The 20,060-nt window shown below is 63.3% G+C and carries 14 protein-coding genes; 7 read left to right on the forward strand and 7 right to left on the reverse strand.

Features of this window, described 5'->3' with window-relative positions; all coding sequences use genetic code 11:
- The first annotated feature begins 67 nt into the window (after positions 1–67).
- The 5 genes from ACVC7O_RS07870 to ACVC7O_RS07890 all read left to right on the forward strand — a co-directional run bounded on the left by ACVC7O_RS07870 (position 68) and on the right by ACVC7O_RS07890 (position 10,159).
- Positions 68–706, forward strand: coding sequence for an ImuA family protein (locus tag ACVC7O_RS07870; protein WP_458325533.1), 639 nt, complete (start codon positions 68–70; stop codon positions 704–706).
- On the forward strand, positions 678–2,144 hold the full coding sequence (locus ACVC7O_RS07875; protein ID WP_458325534.1) for a Y-family DNA polymerase: 1,467 nt from the start codon (positions 678–680) through the stop codon (positions 2,142–2,144). Before ACVC7O_RS07870 ends, ACVC7O_RS07875 begins: the two co-directional genes overlap by 29 nt.
- Positions 2,145–2,396: 252 nt before the next feature.
- Positions 2,397–5,696, forward strand: a complete 3,300-nt coding sequence (locus ACVC7O_RS07880; protein WP_458325535.1) for an error-prone DNA polymerase — start codon at positions 2,397–2,399, stop codon at positions 5,694–5,696.
- A 184-nt stretch (positions 5,697–5,880) separates the two neighbouring features.
- Positions 5,881–7,008 (forward strand): efflux RND transporter periplasmic adaptor subunit, encoded by a 1,128-nt coding sequence (locus ACVC7O_RS07885; RefSeq protein WP_458325536.1) that lies wholly within the window; start codon positions 5,881–5,883, stop codon positions 7,006–7,008.
- Position 7,009: 1 nt separating this feature from the next.
- Positions 7,010–10,159 (forward strand): efflux RND transporter permease subunit, encoded by a 3,150-nt coding sequence (locus ACVC7O_RS07890; protein WP_458325537.1) that lies wholly within the window; start codon positions 7,010–7,012, stop codon positions 10,157–10,159.
- A gap of 45 nt (positions 10,160–10,204) precedes the next feature.
- Here the strand turns inward: ACVC7O_RS07890 and ACVC7O_RS07895 are convergent, their stop codons facing one another.
- From ACVC7O_RS07895 to ACVC7O_RS07925, 7 genes are all read right to left on the reverse strand, one after another.
- Entirely contained in the window at positions 10,205–11,704 is a 1,500-nt protein-coding gene (locus ACVC7O_RS07895; RefSeq protein ID WP_458325538.1) for a mannitol dehydrogenase family protein, read from the reverse strand.
- Positions 11,692–12,465 carry an L-iditol 2-dehydrogenase gene (locus tag ACVC7O_RS07900; RefSeq protein WP_458325539.1) on the reverse strand — a complete coding sequence of 258 codons (774 nt, stop codon included), beginning with the start codon at positions 12,463–12,465 and terminating at the stop codon, positions 11,692–11,694. Before ACVC7O_RS07900 ends, ACVC7O_RS07895 begins: the two co-directional genes overlap by 13 nt.
- A complete protein-coding gene (locus tag ACVC7O_RS07905; protein WP_458325540.1) occupies positions 12,462–13,466 on the reverse strand; it encodes an ABC transporter ATP-binding protein in 1,005 nt (334 codons plus the stop codon). Before ACVC7O_RS07905 ends, ACVC7O_RS07900 begins: the two co-directional genes overlap by 4 nt.
- An 11-nt stretch (positions 13,467–13,477) precedes the next feature.
- A complete protein-coding gene (locus ACVC7O_RS07910) occupies positions 13,478–14,308 on the reverse strand; it encodes a carbohydrate ABC transporter permease (protein ID WP_458325541.1) in 831 nt (276 codons plus the stop codon).
- Positions 14,309–14,325: 17 nt separating this feature from the next.
- Positions 14,326–15,189 (reverse strand): carbohydrate ABC transporter permease, encoded by an 864-nt coding sequence (locus tag ACVC7O_RS07915; protein WP_458325542.1) that lies wholly within the window; start codon positions 15,187–15,189, stop codon positions 14,326–14,328.
- Between the two features lie 128 nt (positions 15,190–15,317).
- Entirely contained in the window at positions 15,318–16,619 is a 1,302-nt protein-coding gene (locus ACVC7O_RS07920) for an ABC transporter substrate-binding protein (RefSeq protein WP_458325543.1), read from the reverse strand.
- Between the two features lie 102 nt (positions 16,620–16,721).
- Entirely contained in the window at positions 16,722–17,753 is a 1,032-nt protein-coding gene (locus ACVC7O_RS07925) for a LacI family DNA-binding transcriptional regulator (protein ID WP_458325544.1), read from the reverse strand.
- Between the two features lie 245 nt (positions 17,754–17,998).
- On the opposite strand from ACVC7O_RS07925, the gene ACVC7O_RS07930 reads away from it, so the two are divergent.
- Positions 17,999–19,225, forward strand: coding sequence for a YcaO-like family protein (locus ACVC7O_RS07930; RefSeq protein ID WP_458325545.1), 1,227 nt, complete (start codon positions 17,999–18,001; stop codon positions 19,223–19,225).
- Positions 19,222–20,004, forward strand: coding sequence for a TfuA-like protein (locus ACVC7O_RS07935; protein ID WP_458325546.1), 783 nt, complete (start codon positions 19,222–19,224; stop codon positions 20,002–20,004). Before ACVC7O_RS07930 ends, ACVC7O_RS07935 begins: the two co-directional genes overlap by 4 nt.
- The last annotated feature ends 56 nt before the right edge of the window (positions 20,005–20,060 follow it).

The raw sequence follows: 20,060 nt of genomic DNA on the forward strand, positions 1-20,060 counted from the left end.
AGGAACATTTGATAAGGTTGTTATGTGAAGCATGTCCGCACATCTTTCCATAAAGCGTCTCCGGGGGATGAAGCATCAGGCCCGGGTGCAGCAGGTCACCCTGTCAGAGGTCTTTCCGCAAACCGTGACGGACGCGGGGTCAATCGGGTTTGTGCTCTCGCGATTGCCGAAAACTTCGGCGCCCGTTTTGTGGGTGCAGGACCGTCTGTCTTGCAAGGAGGCCGGGCGACCTTACCTGCCGGGGCTGGGGGCGCAGCCGCAGGTGATCTGGGTCAACGTCAGCCGTCCTGCCGATGTGCTCTGGTCGATGGAAGAGGGGCTGCGCTGCAGCGCGCTCTCGGCGGTGATCGGCGAGGTCTGGGGCGATCCTCCGGCGCTCGATTTCACGGCGACCAAGCGGTTGGCGCTGCGGGCCGAGGCGGCGGGTGTCGCCTGCTGGCTGATCCGGCGGGCCACCGCGCCCGGGCTCAGTGCTGCGCGGGAGCGTTGGCGGGTGGGGTCGCTGCCGTCTGCCGCGCATCCGGACGATGTGCACGCGCCGGGGGCGCCGCGCTGGCAGGCGGAGCTCTTCAAGTCCCGGACACGCAAACCCGGCACATGGGCATTGACCCATGACCGCGCGTCGGATCGTGTCGATATCCTTGCCCCAGTTCGCGATGGAGCGGTGGCAGAAAACAATGGAGCGCGCCGGAAACGCGCCCTCTGAGGAGCAGCCCGTGGCGCTGGTGGCGGAGGGCCCGCATGGGCAGGTGATCCATGCCACCAACCGCGCGGCGCGGCTGGCGGGCATCGCCATTGGCGCGCGCGTGGTCGATATGCGCGCGGTCTGTCCGGCGCTGCGGGTGGAGTATGCGGACCTGGCGGGTGACGCTCATGCGCTCAAACGGCTGTCGCTCTGGGCGCGGCGCTGGTGTCCTTGGACGGTGGTGGATGGCGCGGATGGTCTGATCCTCGAGACCACTGGCAGCGATCATCTGCTCGGCGGCGAGGCGGCGATGCTGGTTGAGATGGAGACGCGCCTGTCGCTGTTGGGACTGACCTCGCGACTGGCGGTTGCCCCTACCTGGGGGGCGGCCTGGGCCTTGGCGCGCTACGGTCCGGTGCGCGCGATTTCCACCGAGCAGACATGTGCTGCCGATCTGCGGCCCTTGCCCGTCGCGGCCCTGCGTCTGCAGGCCGATACGGTGCTGTTGCTGGGCCGCTTGGGGTTGAAGACCGTCGGACAACTGGCTGAGGTTCCAAGACTTTCGCTGACTCGGCGGTTTGCGCGCAGTGCTCTGGAGGCCAACCCGCTCCTGCGTCTTGATCAGGCGATGGGGCGGTTGGCGGAGCCCGTGGCAAGTGTGGATGCGCCTCCGCGCATCATCGCCCATGCGAAGCTGCCAGAGCCCATTGAGGACCCAACCGCCTATCTTCCGCAGCTCTGCGAAGACGTCTGTGCGCAGCTGGATCGCGCAGGCGCAGGCTGTCGGCGGCTCTCTCTCGTGGTTTACCGGACGGATGGTGAGGTCAGCCGGCTCGAGGTGGCCACAGCTGCTCCGAGCCGGGAGGCTCTGCACCTCTGCCGTCTCTTCGATGACCGGCTGGAGCGGCTCGACCCCGGCTTCGGCTTCGATCTGATCACGCTGGAAGCGGGGATGATCGAGCCGGTCGCAACCGTGCAGCGGCATCTCGAAGGCGGCTCGGAAGGGGGTGTGCCACTTTCGCACCTCATTGACCGGTTGACCGCGCGGCTGGGCCCGCAGGCGGTGAAAAAGCCGGTTTTGCAACAGAGCCACGTGCCGGAACGCGCTGCCGAGTGGGCGCCAGCGATGGCGGGTGCAGAGGCTGCCCCGATCACACCCGCGCAGGAGCGCCCCATCCGCCTGTTGCAGCCACCCGAGGAAATCCGTGTGCTTTACGCGGTGCCCGAAGGTCCGCCCGCGCAATTTGTCTGGCGGCGGCAAACGCACCGGGTGGTGCGCTATGCGGGCCCTGAACGGATCGCTCCGGAATGGTGGCGCGACCGGCCCGGCACGCGGTTGCGCGATTACTTCCGGATCGAGGATCAGGCAGGCTGCCGATATTGGCTCTACCGCGAAGGGCTGCACGAGGATGGGCGCGGGGGCGATCCGCGGTGGTTTGTGCACGGGTGTTTTGCATGAGCGGGTGGGCAGGGATCCAAAAGCAGCGCCCGACGCTGGGGCGGAGGCCGTCTTGCAAAAGGTCCAGTGGACCTTTTGAGGCCGGAGCGTGCGAGCGCACGAGGAAGCACGCAGTGCGCCCTCCCGTCAAACCGCAGGTTTGCTTTCGGCAAGACGGGGAGGGTGTCGCCATTGTCGCTCGGACCAATGGCGCAATATGGCGACCGCTGCCCGGCCTTGGAGGCCGGGCTAGGTGGTTGAGGGGCAAGTGCAATGCCTGAGATGGACAACCAGCGCCCTCGGCGTACGCTGGAAGAGGTGTTCACCGCCAACCCGCGCAGTGACTTCGTGGAGTTGGGCGTGACCACCTGTTTCTCCTTTCTGCGCGGGGCTTCCGATGCGGTGGATCTGGCCGCCACGGCCAACCACCTGGGCTATGACGCGCTGGGGGTCGCGGATCTCAACACCATGGCTGGTGTGGTGCGCATCCATGCAGAGGCGAAGAAGGCCAAGCTGCGCCCGGTCATCGGCTGCCGGTTGCAGCTTGTCACGGGCGAGGAATTTCTCGCTTACCCACGCACCCGCGCCGCCTATGGCAACCTCTGCGCGCTGCTCTCGAAGGGCAAAATGACCAACTCGCAGGGCGACTGGCAGGCCAAGGGTCAGTGCGAGATCACCCGCGCGGATCTGGCCGCCCAGTCCGAGGGTGTGCAGCTTATCGCGCTGCCGGGCCCCAATCTGGACCGGTTTGCCGCGGAGCTGCGGCTGTTGGCCCGTATGTTGCCCAGCCTGCGCCACATCGCGGCGAGCTATCTCTATCGCGGGGACGACCGGGCGCGGATCAACCGGCTGGATCAGCTGGCGCGCGCGCACGGCCTCAGCATTCTCGCGACCAACGATGTCCACTACCACGCCCCCGACCGGCGCCCGCTGCAGGATGTGATGACCTGCATCCTGCACAAGACGACGATCACGCAGGCGGGGTTTCTGCTGCACGCCAATGCCGAGCGGCATTTGAAATCGCCCGCGCAGATGAAACAGCTTTTTGCCGAGTGGCCCCATGCCATCGCCGCCACCCGCGAGGTGGCGGATGCCTGCCGCTTTGATCTGCGCGATCTGAGCTATGAATATCCACGCGAAACCGTACCCGAAGGCCGCACCCCGCAGGCGTATCTGGAAGAGCTCACATGGCAGGGCGCCGCACAGCGCTATCCGGGGGGCGTGCCGCAGAAGACGCAGGACGTGCTGCGCAAGGAACTAGCGTTGATAGGAAAGCTGGAGATTGCCAAGTATTTCCTGACGATTCAGCAGGTTGTGAATTACGCCCGGTACGAGTGCAAACCACCCATTCTGTGCCAGGGCCGAGGCTCTGCTGCGAATTCCGCTGTGTGCTACGTGCTGGGGATCACGGCGGTGGACCCGGCCACCAATGACCTGCTCTTCGAACGGTTCATCAGCGAAGAGCGCAAGGAACCGCCCGACATCGACGTGGATTTCGAGCACGAGCGGCGCGAGGAGGTGATCCAGCATATCTATGACACATATGGGCGCGACCGGGCGGGGCTTTGTGCCACGGTGATCCACTACCGCCCGCGCATGGCGGTCCGCGAGGTGGGCAAGGTCATGGGGCTCAGCGAAGACATCACCTCGGCGCTGGCCAAGACGATCTGGGGCAGCTGGGGCCGAGAGGTAGGCGCGGCAGAGGCGGCAGAGGCCGGGCTCGATCTGAAGGACCCGCTGATGGCGCGCACGATCAAGCTGGCGGATCAGATGATCGGGATGCCGCGGCACCTCTCCCAGCATGTGGGCGGCTTCATCCTGACGGAAACCCCGCTCATCCGCACGGTGCCCATTGGCAATGGCGCGATGGCAGATCGCAGTTTCATCGAATGGGACAAGGACGACATTGACGAGCTGGGCATCCTCAAGGTCGATGTGCTGGCGCTGGGGATGCTGACCTGTATCCGGAAATCCTTCGATATGATCGCGGCCTATTACGGAGAGAGGCATACCCTCGCCAGCATCAAGCAGGAGGATAAAAACGTCTACGACATGCTGTGCAAGGGCGACAGCATCGGGGTTTTCCAGGTGGAAAGCCGGGCGCAGATGAACATGCTGCCGCGCCTGCAGCCACGCACATTCTATGACCTTGTGATTCAGGTTGCCATTGTGCGGCCCGGTCCCATTCAGGGCGACATGGTGCATCCCTACCTGCGCCGCCGCAGTGGCAAGGAAAAGGAAGACTATCCCTCACCGGGGCCGGAACACGACCCTGATGAGCTGAGGAATATCCTCAAACGCACCTTGGGGGTTCCGATCTTTCAGGAACAGGCGATGAAGATCGCCATGGTCGCCGCCGAATTCTCGCCGGATGAGGCGAACCAGCTGCGCAAGGCGATGGCCACCTTCCGCTCCAAGGGCACCATTGGGGAGCTGGAGGAAAAGATGGTCAGCCGCATGATCAACCGTGGCTATGACCCCGAATTTGCCGCGCGCTGCTTCAATCAGATCAAGGGCTTCGGCGATTATGGCTTTCCCGAAAGCCATGCGGCGAGCTTTGCGCATCTGGTCTATGTCTCCAGCTGGATCAAGCACCACTACCCGGATGTCTTCTGTGCGTCGCTTCTGAATTCGCAGCCCATGGGCTTTTACGCGCCGGCCCAGATCGTGCGGGATGCGCGTGAACACGAGGTCGAGGTGCGCCCGCCGGATGTGAATTACAGCGATTGGGACAGCACGCTCGAGCCGCATGAGGGGCAGTATTTCGCCGTGCGGCTGGGGCTGCGGCAGGTGGATGGCATGGGCAAGGAGGTGGCCGAGCGGATGATGGCGGCGCGTGACACACCCTTCGCGGATCTTGAAGGCCTGAAGACACGCGCGCGGGTGGATGCGGGCACCTTGCGCAAACTGGCCGCGGCGGATGCTTTCCGCTCCATGGGGCTCGACCGGCGGCAGGCGCTCTGGGACACCCGCGCGCTGCGGGATGCGCCGGATTTGCCGCTGTTTTCGGAGACCCGCGATGAAGGGCCCGAGACGCGCTTTATCCTGCCGCAGATGCCGACCTGCGAGCATGTGGTGGCCGATTACCAGACGCTGCGCCTGTCGCTGAAGGCGCATCCGATGTCTTTTCTGCGCAAAAGCATGACGCGGCAGGGCTATACCCCCACGGCGGATCTGGGGCGCATGCGCAATGGCCAGCCGGTGTCGCTGGCGGGGATCGTGCTGATCCGCCAGCGCCCGGGCAGTGCGAAGGGGGTCTGTTTCATCACGCTGGAGGATGAGACGGGCGTGGCCAACCTTGTGGTCTGGCCCAAGGTGATGGTGGCCTTTCGCAAGGTGATCATGCAGGCGCGGCTGATGGAGGTGCGTGGGATTGTGCAGAGCGATGAAAATGTGATCCACGTGGTTGTGCATCATCTATTGGACCGCACCGATGCGCTCGTGCGCCTGTCCAAAGACCCCTTCGAGGTGCCGCTGGCGCGCGCGGATGAGGTCGCCAAGCCGGTCTCCGCTCATGCGCAACGCCACCCGCGGGATGTGCGGATCATCCCGAAATCGCGCGATTTTCACTGATTTCTGTCCAATCACCCCAACGTCTTATGACGTCTTGAGCCGACAACAGCAGAATCCACCTGCCAGGAATGCGGCAGGTCCAGCATCGGGCTGGCCTATTTTCTCTGCATTTCAATTAACAGCTTTCAATTGCGTTTTCGCAGACTAATCTGGCCAAGCGAGACCTTACTTGGCGGATTCTTTTATGAAACATTTCACCGCATCGCTCCTTGCCCTCGGCATGATCGTTCTGTCCCACCCCGTTCTGGCACAACAGGGGCCACCTCCCGTGACTGTCGCCAACCCGGTGGTGAAGACCATCGTTGAGGATGACGAATTCGTCGGGCGATTCGAGGCGCGGGGCGAGGTTGTCGTGCGCTCGCGGGTGTCGGGGTATCTCGAAACCGTCCAATTCGACGACGGCAGCCTCGTGGAAGAGGGGCAGATCCTCTTCACCATCGACCCCAGGCAGTTCAATACCGCGCTGCGCCAGGCGCAGGCGCAGATCGACGTGGCCGAGGCGACCTATGATTTTGCGGAGGAGCAGTTGGAACGCGCGCAGTCGCTGGTTCAGAACGGGAATATCCCGCAAAGCACGGTCGATGAGCGGCGCGAGGCCTATCTGGCCGCGCAGGGCGGGCTGGAGCAGGCCCGCGCGGCGCTGGAACTGGCCGAGCTCGACCTCGAATATTCCCAAATCAGCGCGCCCATGGCCGGGCGCATTGACCGCAGCCAGGTGGACCCGGGCAATCTGGTGACCGCCAATGACACCATATTGACGACCATTGTCTCCTCCGATCCGATCCACTTCTACTTCGATATCGACGAGCGCTATTTCCTCGCCTATGCGCGCGATGCGCGGGCGCGCGGTGTCTCCTTACAGGAAGGCGGTGGCGGGCTCGAGGTGAAGGTGACCTTGTCGGATGACAGCATCCCGCCGCAGACAGGCTACCTCGATTTCTCGGAGAACCGCATCGACACCAACACGGGCACCATGCGCATCCGCGCCGTGCTCGAGAACCCGGATGAGGTGCTGACCCCGGGCCTCTTTGGGCGCGTGAATGTGCCGGGATCGCTGCCCTATGAGGGCGTGCTGATCCCCGATGAGGCCATTGTCGCCGATCAGAACCGCCGACTGGTGATGAGCGTCGATGGCGAGGGCAACGTTGTCCCGCTCGAAATCCGCCCCGGGCCGCGCATTGACGGCTACCGCGTGGTCCGTGATGGGCTCGACGGCTCGGAGGTGATTGTCGTGGAAGGCGTGGTCCGCGCGCGTCCCGGCAGCGTCGTGACCCCCGAAATGGTCGATCTCCCGCTGATCGCGGAAAACTGAGATGGGGCGTTTCTTCGTCACCCGCCCGATCTTTGCGGCTGTCATTTCGATCCTGCTGACCATTGTCGGCATCGTGTCCTACTTCCAGCTGCCGGTGGAGCAATACCCCGAGATTGCGCCGCCCTCGATCGTGGTGCGGGCGAGCTATCCGGGTGCCGATGCCGCGACCGTAGCGGCGACGGTGGCGACACCATTGGAGCAGGAAATCAACGGTGTGGAAGACATGCTCTATCTGTCGTCCTACGCGACGGCGGATGGGGCGATGAGCCTCACCATCACCTTCGAGCTCGGCACCGATCTCGATGCCGCACAGGTGCTTGTGCAAAACCGCGTGGCCATCGCCGAACCGCGGCTACCGGAAGAAGTGCGCGCGCTGGGCGTGACCACCACCAAATCCTCGCCGGATTTGATGATGGTGGTGCACATGCTCTCTCCCGACGAGAGTTTCGACCAGCTTTATGTCTCGAACTACGCCCGCGCACGGGTGCGGGACCGGCTGGTACGGCTCGACGGGGTGGGGGACCTGATCATCTTCGGCGAGCGGGAGTTCTCGGCCCGCGTCTGGCTCGACCCTGACCGGCTCGCTTCACTGGGTCTGACCGCGGGCGATGTGGTCGGTGCCTTGCGGGAACAGAACGTGCAGGTCTCGGGCGGCTCGCTCGGCGCGCCTCCGAACAACTCCGACAGTGCCTTCCAGGTGACCATCACCACGCAAGGGCGATTACAAACGCCGCGTGAATTCGGGCGCGTGATCGTCCGGGCGTCCGAAGATGGCCGCGTGGTCCGCGTACGGGATGTGGCGCGCGTGGAGATTGGCGCCCGATCTTACGTGAACAACTCCTATCTCAACAACAAGCCAGCCGTCGCCTTGGGCATCTTCCAAAGGCCCGGATCAAACGCGCTCGCCTCGGCGGATGAAATCATCGCGGTGATGGACGAGCTGTCAGAGGACTTCCCCGCGGGCCTTGAATACCAGGTGGTCTACAACCCGACGGAGTTCATCGCAGCTTCGGTCAACGCGGTCTATGAGACAATTTTCGAGGCGGTTTTGCTGGTGGTCATCGTGATCGTTGTCTTCCTGCAGAACTGGCGCACCGCGCTCATTCCCCTGCTGGCGATCCCTGTCTCGCTGATTGGCACCTTCGCGGTGATGCTGGCGCTGGGATACACGCTGAACCTGCTCACGCTCTTTGGCTTGATCCTCGCCATCGGGATCGTGGTGGATGACGCCATCGTCGTTGTTGAAAACGTCGAACGAAACATCGAAGAGGGGATGACGCCCCGGCAGGCCTCGGCCCGCACGATGGACGAGGTGCAGGGCGCCATTATCGGGACCACGCTTGTGCTGATCGCGGTCTTTGTGCCCTCGGCCTTCGTGCCGGGGATCACCGGGCAATTCTATACGCAATTCGCGGTCACCATCTCGGTGGCCACGATCATTTCCTCGATCAACTCGCTGAGCCTGTCGCCGGCCCTGGCGTCGATCCTGCTGAAGTCGAAGGAAGACCGCGACAAGCCGAGCATCGCGGGGCGCGTGTTCGGCCCGCTGGCCGCCGGGTTCAATCGCGGTTTCGACGCGATCACGCGCGGTTATATGGCCGTGGTGAAGCGGCTGGTGTGCTCCAAGGCCATGCTGGGACTATCTCTCACGGTTTTTGTCGGGCTGTTGGGCGGCACCTACTGGATCAGCCAGCAAGTGCCGACGGGCTTCATCCCCGAAGCCGATCAGGGCTATGCCATTGTCGTGGTGCAATTGCCGGACGGCGCCTCGCTCGAACGGACCGATGAGGTCGTCCGCCAAGCAACCGAAGTGGCGCTCGAGACGCCGGGTGTCACCAATGCGGTCGCCTTTGCCGGGTTTTCCGGCGCGACCTTCACCAATGCGACAAACCAGGGTGTGATCTTCACCACCTTCGAGAGCTTTGAGGATCGGATCGAGAGCGGTCTGACCTCGGGTGCCATCATCGGCCAGCTCTTTGGTCGGATGCAAAGCCTGCGCCAAGCCTTCATCATTGCCATTGCCCCCCCGGCGGTGCGCGGCGTCGGCACCGGGGGCGGCTTCAAGCTGCAGCTGAAGGAGAATGAAAGCGCCGAGATGACGCGGGTGCTGCAGTCGGCTTATGCGATCATGGGCGCCTCGCAGCAGTCTGATCAGGTGCAAGGCGTCTTCACGACCTTCTCGGCGGGCTCACCGCAGGTGTTCCTCGAGATCGACCGGGTGCGCGCACAGATGCTCAATGTGCCCATTGGCGAGATCTTTGAAACGCTCGCGATCAACCTCGGCTCGTCCTACGTGAACGACTACAATGCTTACGGGCGGCTCTTCCAGGTGCGCGCGCAGGCGGATGAACGCTTCCGGTTGGAGGAAGAGGATATCGTGGCGCTGCGCGTGCGGTCGGCGACCGGCGCGCTGGTGCCACTTGGCACGCTTGTCTCCATTCGTGAAACCGCAGGGCCTGCGCTGGTGCAGCGCTACAACCAGCAGGTCTCGGTGCCGGTGCAGGGCAATCCGGTGCCCGGTGTCTCGACAGGCGAGGCGCTGATCGCGATGGAGCAGTTGGCGGATTCCCTGCTGCCGCCGGGTGTCGACTATGAGTGGACGGAACTGGCCTTGCAGGAGCGCAATCAGGGCAACACGGCCACCTATATCTTCGCCTTCTCGGTGCTCTTTGCCTTCCTCTTCCTCGCCGCGCTTTACGAAAGTTGGGTCTTGCCGGTGGCGATCATCCTGATTGTCCCGCTCTCCGTGCTCGCGGCCCTTTTGGGGGTCATGTTCCGGGGCATGGACAACAACGTGCTGACGCAGGTGGGGTTGATCGTGCTTGTGGGGCTTGCGGCGAAGAACGCGATCATGATCGTCGAATTCGCCAAACAGGCGCAGGAGGAGCGGGGGCTTGGGCCGGTGGATGCCGCGCTCGAGGCGGCGCGCTTGCGGTTCCGGCCCATCCTGATGACCGCCTTTGCCTTTATCCTCGGCGTGATTCCCCTGATGATCGCGACTGGCCCGGGCTCCGAGATGCGACAGGCGCTTGGCACGGCGGTGTTCTTCGGGATGTCGGGCGTGACCTTCCTTGGGCTGTTCCTGACACCGGTGTTCTACGTCACCTTGCGCCGGATCTTCACCGTGAAGCCCGTGGAGCAAGATGCCTAAGCACCCGACCTGAAGGCCGGGAAACCGGCCGTCCGGGACGGGTGCCTATGCCTGCTCGGGTATGGTGCCGTGCTGCCTGTAGGTGTCGAGCGTCGCCGCGCAGCCATTGGCCCAGATGGCCGTCAGCCAGCGCTCGAAAGCGGTTGCGAACATGGGGTCGTCTAGCAGGCCGCCATAGAACTGGCGCTGTTCCAACCAGGCCAAGGGGCGCGCACGTGCGGCGCGCGCGGCGGTGTTGAGCTGGGGCCAGAACGGATCGTTCGGCTCGATGATGGACCCGTTCTCTCGCGTGCCTTCGCACATCCGCGCCCACAGCGCCTCGACCAGAGCGAGACCTTCGACAGAGGTCTCCGCCGCCAGCCCGTCGCGCAGGATCGGAAGCACGAAGCCGGTGTGCCGGGACGACCCGTCAAAGGCCACGCGCCGAGTGGTGTCCACGATCGCGCGGTTGGCAAAGCGGCGCTCGATCAGGCTGACGTAACTGCTGGCCGTCATCCCGGGCACCGGGTCCACATGCGGTGCGATTTCCTCCATCTGCACCTTGCGGAAGAAGGCGCTGATCTGCGGATGCGCCATGCAATCGGCGATGGTCTCGAGCCCGAGGATTTCGCCCGCATTGGCCAGCACCTGATGGCCCGCGTTCAGAATGCGGATCTTCATCGCCTCGTAGCTGTGCACGTCATCGGTGAAGGTCGCGCCCACGGTGTCCCACGCAGGCCGCCCGGCGCAGAAGTCATCCTCGATCACCCATTGCCGGAAGGTTTCGTGGGTGACGGGTGCGCGGTCATCGATGCCGAAGCTCTGCGCAAGCGCGATTTCCTTGGGCCCGGTCGCGGGCACGATGCAATCCACCATCGAGTTGGGGAAGCTGCAGGCCGCGTCGATCCACTCGGCCAACTCCGGGTCTGACATGGCGGCCAGCGTCACCACGGTGCGCCGCAGGATATCGCCGTTGCCCTGCAGGTTGTCGCAGCAAAGCCCGGTGAAGGGCCCGTGCCCCGCAGCCCGGCGCTGCTTGAGGGCGGCGATCATCGCCCCGAATGCGGTGCGGGGCGTCGCGGGATATGTGGCGTCGTGTTGAATGTCCGGGTGCCCGGCATCAAAACCACCGGTCGCCGGATCGGTGTAGTAGCCGCCCTCGGTGACGGTCAGGGCGACGATCCGGATGGCGGGGTCGGCCATCTGCGCGATGAGTGCGGCATGTCCTGGCTCCACCGGCACGTAGTCGATCATCGAGCCGATGACCTCTGCTGCGCTGCCGGTCGGATCAAGCTCCAAAAGGGTGGTCAGGCAGTCCTGTTCCAACAGCTTGTCACGCTGCACCCCGTCCTGGGGCCGCACACCGGCGCCGATAATCGCCCAGTCATGGCATAATCCTGCGTCGAAGAGCCGGTGCAGATACCACGCCTGATGCGCGCGGTGAAAATTTCCCAAGCCGATGTGCACGATCCCCGGTGTCAGCGCCGCGCGGTCATACTGCGGCACGCGCACCGTATCAGGCAGCTGCCCAAGCGTCTGGTTCGACAGGCGGATCAGCTCATCCATTGCCCACCGTCCACGTTGTAGGTCTGCGCAACGATGTAGTCGGCCTCGTTGCTGGCGAGGAAAACTGCCATGCCGGTCAGGTCGTCGGCGGTGCCCATGCGCCCATAGGGCACCGCCTCACCCACCTCCTTCTTCTTCTGCCCGGGCGCTTTGTTCTCATGTTTCGCGAAAAAGGCATCGACGCCGTCCCAATGCTCGCCGTCAACCACGCCGGGCGAGATGGCGTTCACATTGATCCCGTGTTCGATCAGGTTGAGACCCGCAGATTGCGTGAGGCTGATCACCGCGGCCTTGGTTGCACAGTAGACGGCCACCAGAGGCTCGCCGCGGCGCCCGGCCTGGCTCGCCATATTGATGATCTTGCCGCCGCCACCGCGCGCGATCATGTGTTTTGAAACCGCCTGCAGGGTGAAGAGCGTCCCGCCCACATTGATGTCGAAGACGCGGGCATAGTCGTCGCGCGTGATCTCGGCAATGGGCGCGGCTGTAAAGAGCGCGGCGTTGTTGATCAGGATGTCGATCTGACCGAACTGCTGCACGGTGTCGGCGACCGCCTGGTCAATGCTGGCCTGATCGGTCACATCCATCTGCACCGCGATGGCATCAGGGCCCAACCCCTCCGCTGCATCGGTGGCGCGTGCGATGTCGATGTCGCCAATGGCCACGCGCGCGCCTTCCCGCACATAAGCTTGCGCGAAGGCCAGGCCGATGCCGCGGGCCGCGCCTGTAATCAGCGCTGTTTTGCCCTGCAGTCGGCTCATGCGATACGCAGCCCATCCGCGCCGAAGCGGTGCAGCTGTTCGCTGCGCGGTGTCATGTAGATCGTATCGCCGTGACGGAAGTTGACTTCGCCCGGCGCGCGCACGGTCACGGTCTCGGCGAGGCCGGTCTCATGCACGTGGAAGAAGGTGTCAGAGCCCAGATGCTCGGCCACGCCGACCTTGCCGTGCCAGGTGCCTTCGGTGGCCGAGACGTCGATGTGCTCGGGCCGGATGCCCAGCGTATGCGCATCGTGTTTTCCAGCCTCGGCGCCTTCGATCAGGTTCATCTTGGGCGAGCCGATGAAACCCGCCACGAAGGTGTTGCGTGGGCTGCGATAGAGCTCCAGTGGGCTGCCCACCTGCTCGATATGGCCTGCGCGCAGCACCACGATCTTGTCGGCCATGGTCATCGCCTCGACCTGGTCGTGGGTCACATAGATCATCGTGGTGGCCAGCCTCTTGTGCAGCTCGCTGATCTCCAGCCGCATGCCCACACGCAAGGCCGCATCGAGGTTCGAGAGCGGTTCGTCAAAGAGGAAGGCCGCCGGCTCGCGCACAATCGCCCGCCCGATGGCAACCCGCTGGCGTTGACCGCCCGAGAGCTGCCCGGGGCGCCGGTCGAGATAGTCGGTGAGGTTCAGCGCGGCGGCAGCTTGTGTGATCCGCCGGTCCTGTTCCGCCTGATCGATGCCCGCCATCCGCATCGGGAAGGCGATATTCTTGCGCACCGACATATGCGGGTAGAGCGCGTAGGACTGGAACACCATGGCCAATCCGCGCTTTGCGGGCGGGATGTCGGTGGCGTCCGTTCCGTCGATGCTGATGTGGCCGCTGGTGATGTCCTCCAGCCCCGCAATCAGCCGCAGCAGGGTGGATTTCCCGCAGCCGGAGGGGCCGACGAAGACCGTGAACTCGCCATCCTGAATGTCCAGATCCAGCGGCGGGATCACTTCGACATCGCCGAAACTCTTTGTCACGTTCTGAAGCGTAATCTGTCCCATGATATCGTTCCTTATTTGACCGCGCCGAAGGTGAGACCGCGGACGAGTTGTTTCTGGCTGAACCAGCCGAGGATGAGGATGGGGGCAATCGCCATGGTCGAGGCCGCCGACAGCTTGGCGTAGAAGAGGCCCTCGGGGCTGGAATAGCTGGCGATGAAGGCCGTGAGCGGTGCCGCCTTGGCCGCTGTGAGGTTGAGCGTCCAGAACGCCTCGTTCCAGGCCAAGATGAAGTTGAGCAGCAAGGTTGACGCAATCCCCGGGACTGCCATCGGCGTGAGCACGTAGAGGATTTCGGACTTCAGCGTGGCCCCATCCATCCGGGCCGCTTCCAGGATTTCCCCCGGAATCTCACGGAAGTAGGTGTAGAGCATCCAGACGATAATCGGCAGGTTGATCAGCATCAGCACGAAGGTCAGCCCATAGACGTTGTCGAGCAGGCCGAACTGGATGAAGAGCAGGTAGATCGGGTAGAGCACACCCACCGCCGGCAGCATCTTGGTCGACAGCATCCAGAGCAGGATGTCCTTGGTGCGCTTGGAGGGCACGAAGGCCATGCTCCAGGCCGCAGGCACCGCGATGATGATGCCGAGGATGGTGGAGCCGCCCGCGATGAAGATCGAGTTCCAGAGGAACCGGCCGTAGTTCGACCGCTCCATGACCGTCGAGTAATTCTCGGTCGTCCAGTCGAAGAACAGGAAGATCGGCGGGTCGGCGATGGCCTGGGCCTCGCTCTTGAAGCTCGTGAGGATTGTCCACAGGATCGGGAAGAAGATCAGCAGACCGATGATCCAAGCCGCAGCGGTGTTGATCGCCTTGCGTTGGTTTGTGACAGCACGTGCCATGAGTCGTCCTCCCTGGTTCAGTCGAGGTTCTTGCCAACGATGCGCATCAGGAAGATGGCAACGATATTGGCGAGGATGATGGCATAGACGCCGCCTGCGGATCCGAGCCCGATGTTCTGGCTCTCCAGCACGCGCTGGAAGATCAGATACGACAGGGTCCGGGTGCCGAAGGCGCCGCCGGTGGTCACGAAGATCTCGGCGAAGATGGCCAGCAGGAAAATCGTCTGGATCAGCACCACGATGGTGATCGCGCGGCTGAGGTGGGGCAGGGCGATGTAGAAGAAGCGCGAGAGCACCGAGGCGCCATCCATTTCCGCCGCTTCCATCTGCTCGCCATCGAGCGACTGGATCGCGGTCAGCAGGATCAGCGTGGCAAAGGGCAGCCACTGCCAACTGACGATCATGATGAGCGACACCATGGGCACGTCCGACAGCCAACTGATCGATTCAGCCCCGAAGAACCGCCACAGATGCGCGAGCAGCCCGTTGGTGGGGTCCATGAAGATGTTCTTCCAGACCAGCGCCGAGACGGTGGGCATGACGAAGAAGGGCGCAATCACGAGGATGCGGACAACACCTTGGCCCCACATCGGCTGATCCAGAAGGATCGCCAGCAACACGCCGAAAATGATGGTGATGGCCAAAACGCCGATCAGAAGGACCAGCGTGGTCGAGATCGCAGGCCAGAAAGAGCTGGAGGTGACGAACCGAACGTAATTGTCAAAACCGGTCCATCCCTGATCCCCGCCACGCAGCGGCAGGTAGGTGCGGAAGGAAAACCACAAGGTCATGATCAGCGGTACCAGCATCCAGCCCAGCAAGAGCACCACTGCGGGGGCCATCATCACGCGGGCTGCGGATCGGGAAGCTTTGGTCGCCATTTGACACATCTCCTCTGTGCGCAGCAGCCCGGGTGGGGCGACGCTGCAGAATTGCGGGCCTACAACTTAATGATACGAGAGGGGCAGAGGGCGGCTCAACATCAGCCGCCCCCTGACGAAGCGGGGCGTTAACGGTAGCCGGCCGCTTCCATGGCTTCGTTGGTGATCGCCTGCGCCTTCTCAAGCGCCTCTTCCACCGACTGCTGGCCAGCATAGGCCGCCGAGAACTCCTGGCTCACTTGCGTTGCGATACCTGCGAACTCAGGGATGGCGGCGAACTGGATGCCCACATAGGGGCTCTCCTCGACGGTGGAGTTATTCGGATCAGCCGACAGGATGGAGTCCAGTGTCTTCTGAGCGAACGGCACTTTCTGGTACTCGGGGTTCTCGTAAAGCGAGGTCCGCGCACCGGGAGGCACGTTGGCCCAGCCTTCGTTCTCAGCCACCAACTCGATGTAGTCCTTGGAGGTGGCCCACTCGATGAACTGCTTGGCTTCGGCTTCCTGCTGGGTGCCCGCCGGCACCGCCAGCGCCCAGGCCCAGAGCCAGTTGGAGCGTTTGCCAAGGCCGGTGTCCGGTGCCAGTGCAAAGCCAACCGAATCCGCGACGGTCGAGTCGCCGCCTGTCACGAAGGAGGCCGCCACCGTGGCGTCGATCCACATGCCGCATTTTCCCTGGTTGAAGAGGCTCAGGTTCTCGTTGAAGCCGTTCGTGGCATAGCCCGCCGGGCCGGACTCGTCCATCATGCCCTTGAAGAAGTTGAGCGTGTTGGCCCAGGCTTCGGTGTCGAACTGTGCGTTCCAGTCCATGTCGAACCAGCGTGCACCAAACGAGTTGGACATCGCCGTGATGAAGGCGCCGCCCTCACCCCAACCGGCCTTGCCGCGCAGGCAGATGCCGTTGATGTCAGCGTCGCGGTCGGTCATGGCCGCCGCGGCTTCGCGGACGAACTCCCATGTGGGGGCGTCCGGCATTTCCATACCGGCGGCTTCCATCAGGTCGGTGCGATACATGATCATGGAGCTTTCGCCATAGAACGGCGCCGCATAAAGCGTGCCGTCGTGGCTCAGACCACCGGCCATGGCGGGCAGAATGTCGTCCACATCATATTCCGCGGACAGATCGTCGAGAGGGACCAGCCAGCCGTTGGCGCCCCAGATCGGTGTTTCGTACATACCGATTGTCATGATGTCGAACTGACCACCCTTGGTGGTGATGTCCGTTGTCACACGCGAACGCAGCACGTTCTCTTCCAGCGTGACCCATTCCACGGCGATGCCCGTCGCTTCGGTGAACTGGTCCGTATAGCCCTGCATACGGATCATGTCGCCATTGTTCACGGTCGCGATGGTGAGGGTGGCCTGCGCCAGTGCAGCCCCAGCGGTAAGTGCAAGCGCACTCGCCGCACAAAGTGCGGTTCTCAGGTACATCCGATTCCTCCCTTGGTATTATGGATTTCCCACCACCAAGAATTGAGAAAATATTTGCGCGCGTCAAGTTTTTATTTTTCGCGCGTCAATAAGGTAATGGTTTCAAGCTGATGTCCGCAGAATCAGCCGGGCGGGGAACAGCCGCTCGGTCCGTGGGCCTTGAGCGTCACCCTTGTCAATCACGCTGAACAGCGTCTCGACACTGTGGTTCGACACCGCTTCGTAGTCGTGCGCCACCGTGGTCAGTGAGGGGCTGGTGAAGCGCGAAAACGGGTGATCGTCATGCGCGGCCACCCGCATCGCGCAATCCGGGTCACGACCTACGCGGATGCCCTTCTCATAGGCCGCCGCAAGAAAGCCGATCGCCAACCGGTCGTTGCTGCAGAGCACCGTATCACGTGTCAGATGCCCCTCGGACAGGGCCCGCATCGCACCCTCATAACCGATCTCCTCGAAGGCCCAGCCTTCGCCATCCACTTTGATCACCTCGGGCGTCAGACCCATCTCTTCCATGATGCTGATATAGGCGATGCGGCGCTTGTTCGCATTGGGGTTGGCAGGGGTGCGCATCTCGAAAAAGCACGGCGGGGTGCCCGAGCGCACCAGGTATTCGACGCTCTGGGCCACGAAACTATGGTTGTCCGAGCCGACAAAGGCGGCGCCGATCCCTTCAAGATCGCTGTCGAACAGGACTGTCGGCACATCGCGGCAGAATTTTTCGATGGCACCCCGGTCGGATGCCCGGCCCAAGGGTGCCAGCAAGACGCCCGCAGGCTTCAGCGAGCGGAGGCTGTCCAGAATGCTGTTCTCCAGCTCTTGCGAGCCATGCGCGCTGAACAGGGTTGGCCAGAACCCGGCATCAATACAGCGCCGCTCGATCTTGCGCGCGATCTCGGTGAAGAACGGGTCGGCGAGATAAGGCACCACGATGCCGATGTTCTTCGTCAGCCGCCGGTTCTGGTTCATCGCATAGATGTTCGGCCGGTAGTCGTATTGCTCGAGTGCTGCTTCGATGCGTTCGCGGATCGTGTCGCGCACGCTGCCGGGATCGTTGAAATACTTGGAAATCGTCGGGCGTGAGATGCCGCTGACGCTGGCAAACTCCGCCATATTCTTGATCTTCTTGTCGCTCATGCCTCATCCTGGCTTGGGGCGCATCTCCTGGCCGTGCACAAGCGCCCTTGCCGGCGCCAAGCCATCCATCACAAATTTAACACGCGCAAATTTATACTTTGACTTTAGAAAGAAAGAGTTTTGCCGGTCAAGGTGTGTCGGCCCGGTTCGGGAGGTGACTGCGCGGTTGCGTCAAAAGATAATCGTTCCGCCGCCGGACGGGATGTGATTTGACACGGGGCGTGACAACAGCGAAAGGCCGCAGGGTGGACCTGACATCGCGGATTGAGAAGCAGTTGCGGGGTGGGTCGCAACGCATCTGCCCGGCAGAGGAGACGCTCGCGCGGGTCCTGCCACACAAACGCGCCTTTGGGATCACGCGGCTGGCCAATGTGACCGGGCTCGACAATGTGGGGCTGCCGGTTGTGATCGCCATCCGGCCAAATGCACGGTCCATCGCGGTGTCGCAGGGCAAGGGCATGACGCTCGCCCATGCCAAGGCCTCGGCCCTGATGGAATCCGTCGAAGTCTGGCATGCGGAGCATCTCGAGCTGCCGGTCTTCTACGCGAGTGTGGCGGACCTCGAGGCACGCCACGAGTTTGTCGATCTGGAGCGTTTGCCGCAAACACCCCGCCCCCAGCCGCCGCGCACTGTCCGGCAGCACTGGGTCGTGGCGCGTGATATCCTGAGCGACACCGACAAGCTGGTGCCCTTCGAGATGGTGCACGCGGATTACACCGCTCGGACGTCGTCGGAGGCGGGGTGTTATCCGGCCAGCACAAATGGTCTGGCTTCCGGCAATCACGTGATGGAGGCGATCTGCCATGGCATCTGCGAAGTCATCGAAAGGGACGCGCTGACGCTTTGGAATGCGACACCGCTTGAGCAGCGCGCGCGCACCCGCGTGGACCCGATGACGATTCAGGATGATATGTTGCAGCGGTCTCTGCAGAAGTTTGCCGAGGCTGGCCTGGCCTGCGCGATCTGGGAAGCCACCAGCGATACCGATGTGTCGACCTTTGTTGCCGTGATCCATGACCCCAACGCGCAGTCCGACCACCTCGGCTTGGGGTCGGGGACACATCCCGATCCGGTCATTGCCCTGCACCGGACGTTGAATGAAGCGGCGCAGACGCGGTTGAACTATATCTCAGGTGCGCGGGAGGATCTTTTCCACGCGGAATACAGTGCCGAAGGGCGCGCCGCAAAGGCCGCGCATTTCGCGGACCTGTTGCTGCCGCCGACGCATCAGCGCGATTTCGAGCAGGTCGCGGGGGTGACTCATAAGGACCTGCATGATGATCTGGAGTGGTTGAAGGTCCGGCTACAACATATTGGCATAGAAGAGATTTGCGTCGTTGATCTCACCCAGGATGCGTTCCGGATTCCGGTGGTCCGCGTGATCGTCCCCGGGCTCGAGGCCCCGCATGATGATGCGGCCTATGTGCCGGGACTGCGCGCGCAGCTTGCACAAGAGCGCGCTGTCTCATGACGCACACCATTCTCTTTGCAGGCCCCTCGATTCATGGCCTCGGCGCTCAGATGTCGAGCACGGTTCGCCTGTGCCCCCCGGTGCAGCAAGGCGACGTCTATCTCGCCACGCTCGAAAACCCCGGTGCCATTGCGATCATCGACGGGTTCTTCGAGGGCGCGCCAGCGGTCTGGCACAAGGAAATCCTCTGGGCGCTGAAACGTGGCATTCCCGTGTTGGGCGCCTCGAGCATGGGGGCCTTGCGCGCCGCCGAAATGGACGTCTTCGGCATGGTCGGCCTCGGCGCGATTTACGAAGACTACCGGGACGGCGCGCTTGAGGATGACGACGAGGTCGCGCTGCTCCACGGCCCCGAGGCGGTGGGCTATCCACCCCTCAGCCTCGCGATGGTGAATGTCCGCGCGACGCTCGGCGCGGCGCGGAAGGCCGGGGTGATCACCGGAGATGTTGCCGAGCGTCTGACCGCCCGGGCGAAGGCCCAGTTCTACAAGATCCGCAGCTGGGACAGCGTCCTGGCAGACAAGGGCGCCCCGATAGAAGACAGCCTGCGCGGCTGGATTGCGGACAATGAGGTGGACCAGAAACAACAAGACGCGGCCCTTTTGCTGAAGCACCTGGCCGAAGAAGCCTTCGACACTCCAGACCCCGGCACTCACTTCGAAGAGACCGCGCTGTGGCAGGAGGCAACGAGGATTTGGCGCCAACGTGCCGCCGCTGAACGCGACGTTCAGCAGGGCGGCTACCGCGTGACAGCGGGTGTGTCGCTCTTTGATGAATAGACGCACGGCCCAATCTGCGCTAGCCATGATGGCGAGCGTGTGGTGAAGGGGTTCGG

This window comes from Roseobacter cerffii, assembly GCF_054226325.1.

Excerpts from the sequence above, each read along its gene's own strand:
- ACVC7O_RS07870 (WP_458325533.1), top strand. The coding sequence starts at position 68 with ATGAAGCATCAGGCCCGGGTGCAGCAGGTCACCCTGTCAGAGGTCTTT.
- ACVC7O_RS07875 (WP_458325534.1), top strand. The coding sequence starts at position 678 with ATGGAGCGCGCCGGAAACGCGCCCTCTGAGGAGCAGCCCGTGGCGCTG.
- ACVC7O_RS07880 (WP_458325535.1), top strand. The coding sequence starts at position 2,397 with ATGCCTGAGATGGACAACCAGCGCCCTCGGCGTACGCTGGAAGAGGTG.
- ACVC7O_RS07885 (WP_458325536.1), top strand. The coding sequence starts at position 5,881 with ATGAAACATTTCACCGCATCGCTCCTTGCCCTCGGCATGATCGTTCTG.
- ACVC7O_RS07890 (WP_458325537.1), top strand. The coding sequence starts at position 7,010 with ATGGGGCGTTTCTTCGTCACCCGCCCGATCTTTGCGGCTGTCATTTCG.
- ACVC7O_RS07895 (WP_458325538.1), bottom strand. The coding sequence starts at position 11,704 with ATGGATGAGCTGATCCGCCTGTCGAACCAGACGCTTGGGCAGCTGCCT.
- ACVC7O_RS07900 (WP_458325539.1), bottom strand. The coding sequence starts at position 12,465 with ATGAGCCGACTGCAGGGCAAAACAGCGCTGATTACAGGCGCGGCCCGC.
- ACVC7O_RS07905 (WP_458325540.1), bottom strand. The coding sequence starts at position 13,466 with ATGGGACAGATTACGCTTCAGAACGTGACAAAGAGTTTCGGCGATGTC.
- ACVC7O_RS07910 (WP_458325541.1), bottom strand. The coding sequence starts at position 14,308 with ATGGCACGTGCTGTCACAAACCAACGCAAGGCGATCAACACCGCTGCG.
- ACVC7O_RS07915 (WP_458325542.1), bottom strand. The coding sequence starts at position 15,189 with ATGGCGACCAAAGCTTCCCGATCCGCAGCCCGCGTGATGATGGCCCCC.
- ACVC7O_RS07920 (WP_458325543.1), bottom strand. The coding sequence starts at position 16,619 with ATGTACCTGAGAACCGCACTTTGTGCGGCGAGTGCGCTTGCACTTACC.
- ACVC7O_RS07925 (WP_458325544.1), bottom strand. The coding sequence starts at position 17,753 with ATGAGCGACAAGAAGATCAAGAATATGGCGGAGTTTGCCAGCGTCAGC.
- ACVC7O_RS07935 (WP_458325546.1), top strand. The coding sequence starts at position 19,222 with ATGACGCACACCATTCTCTTTGCAGGCCCCTCGATTCATGGCCTCGGC.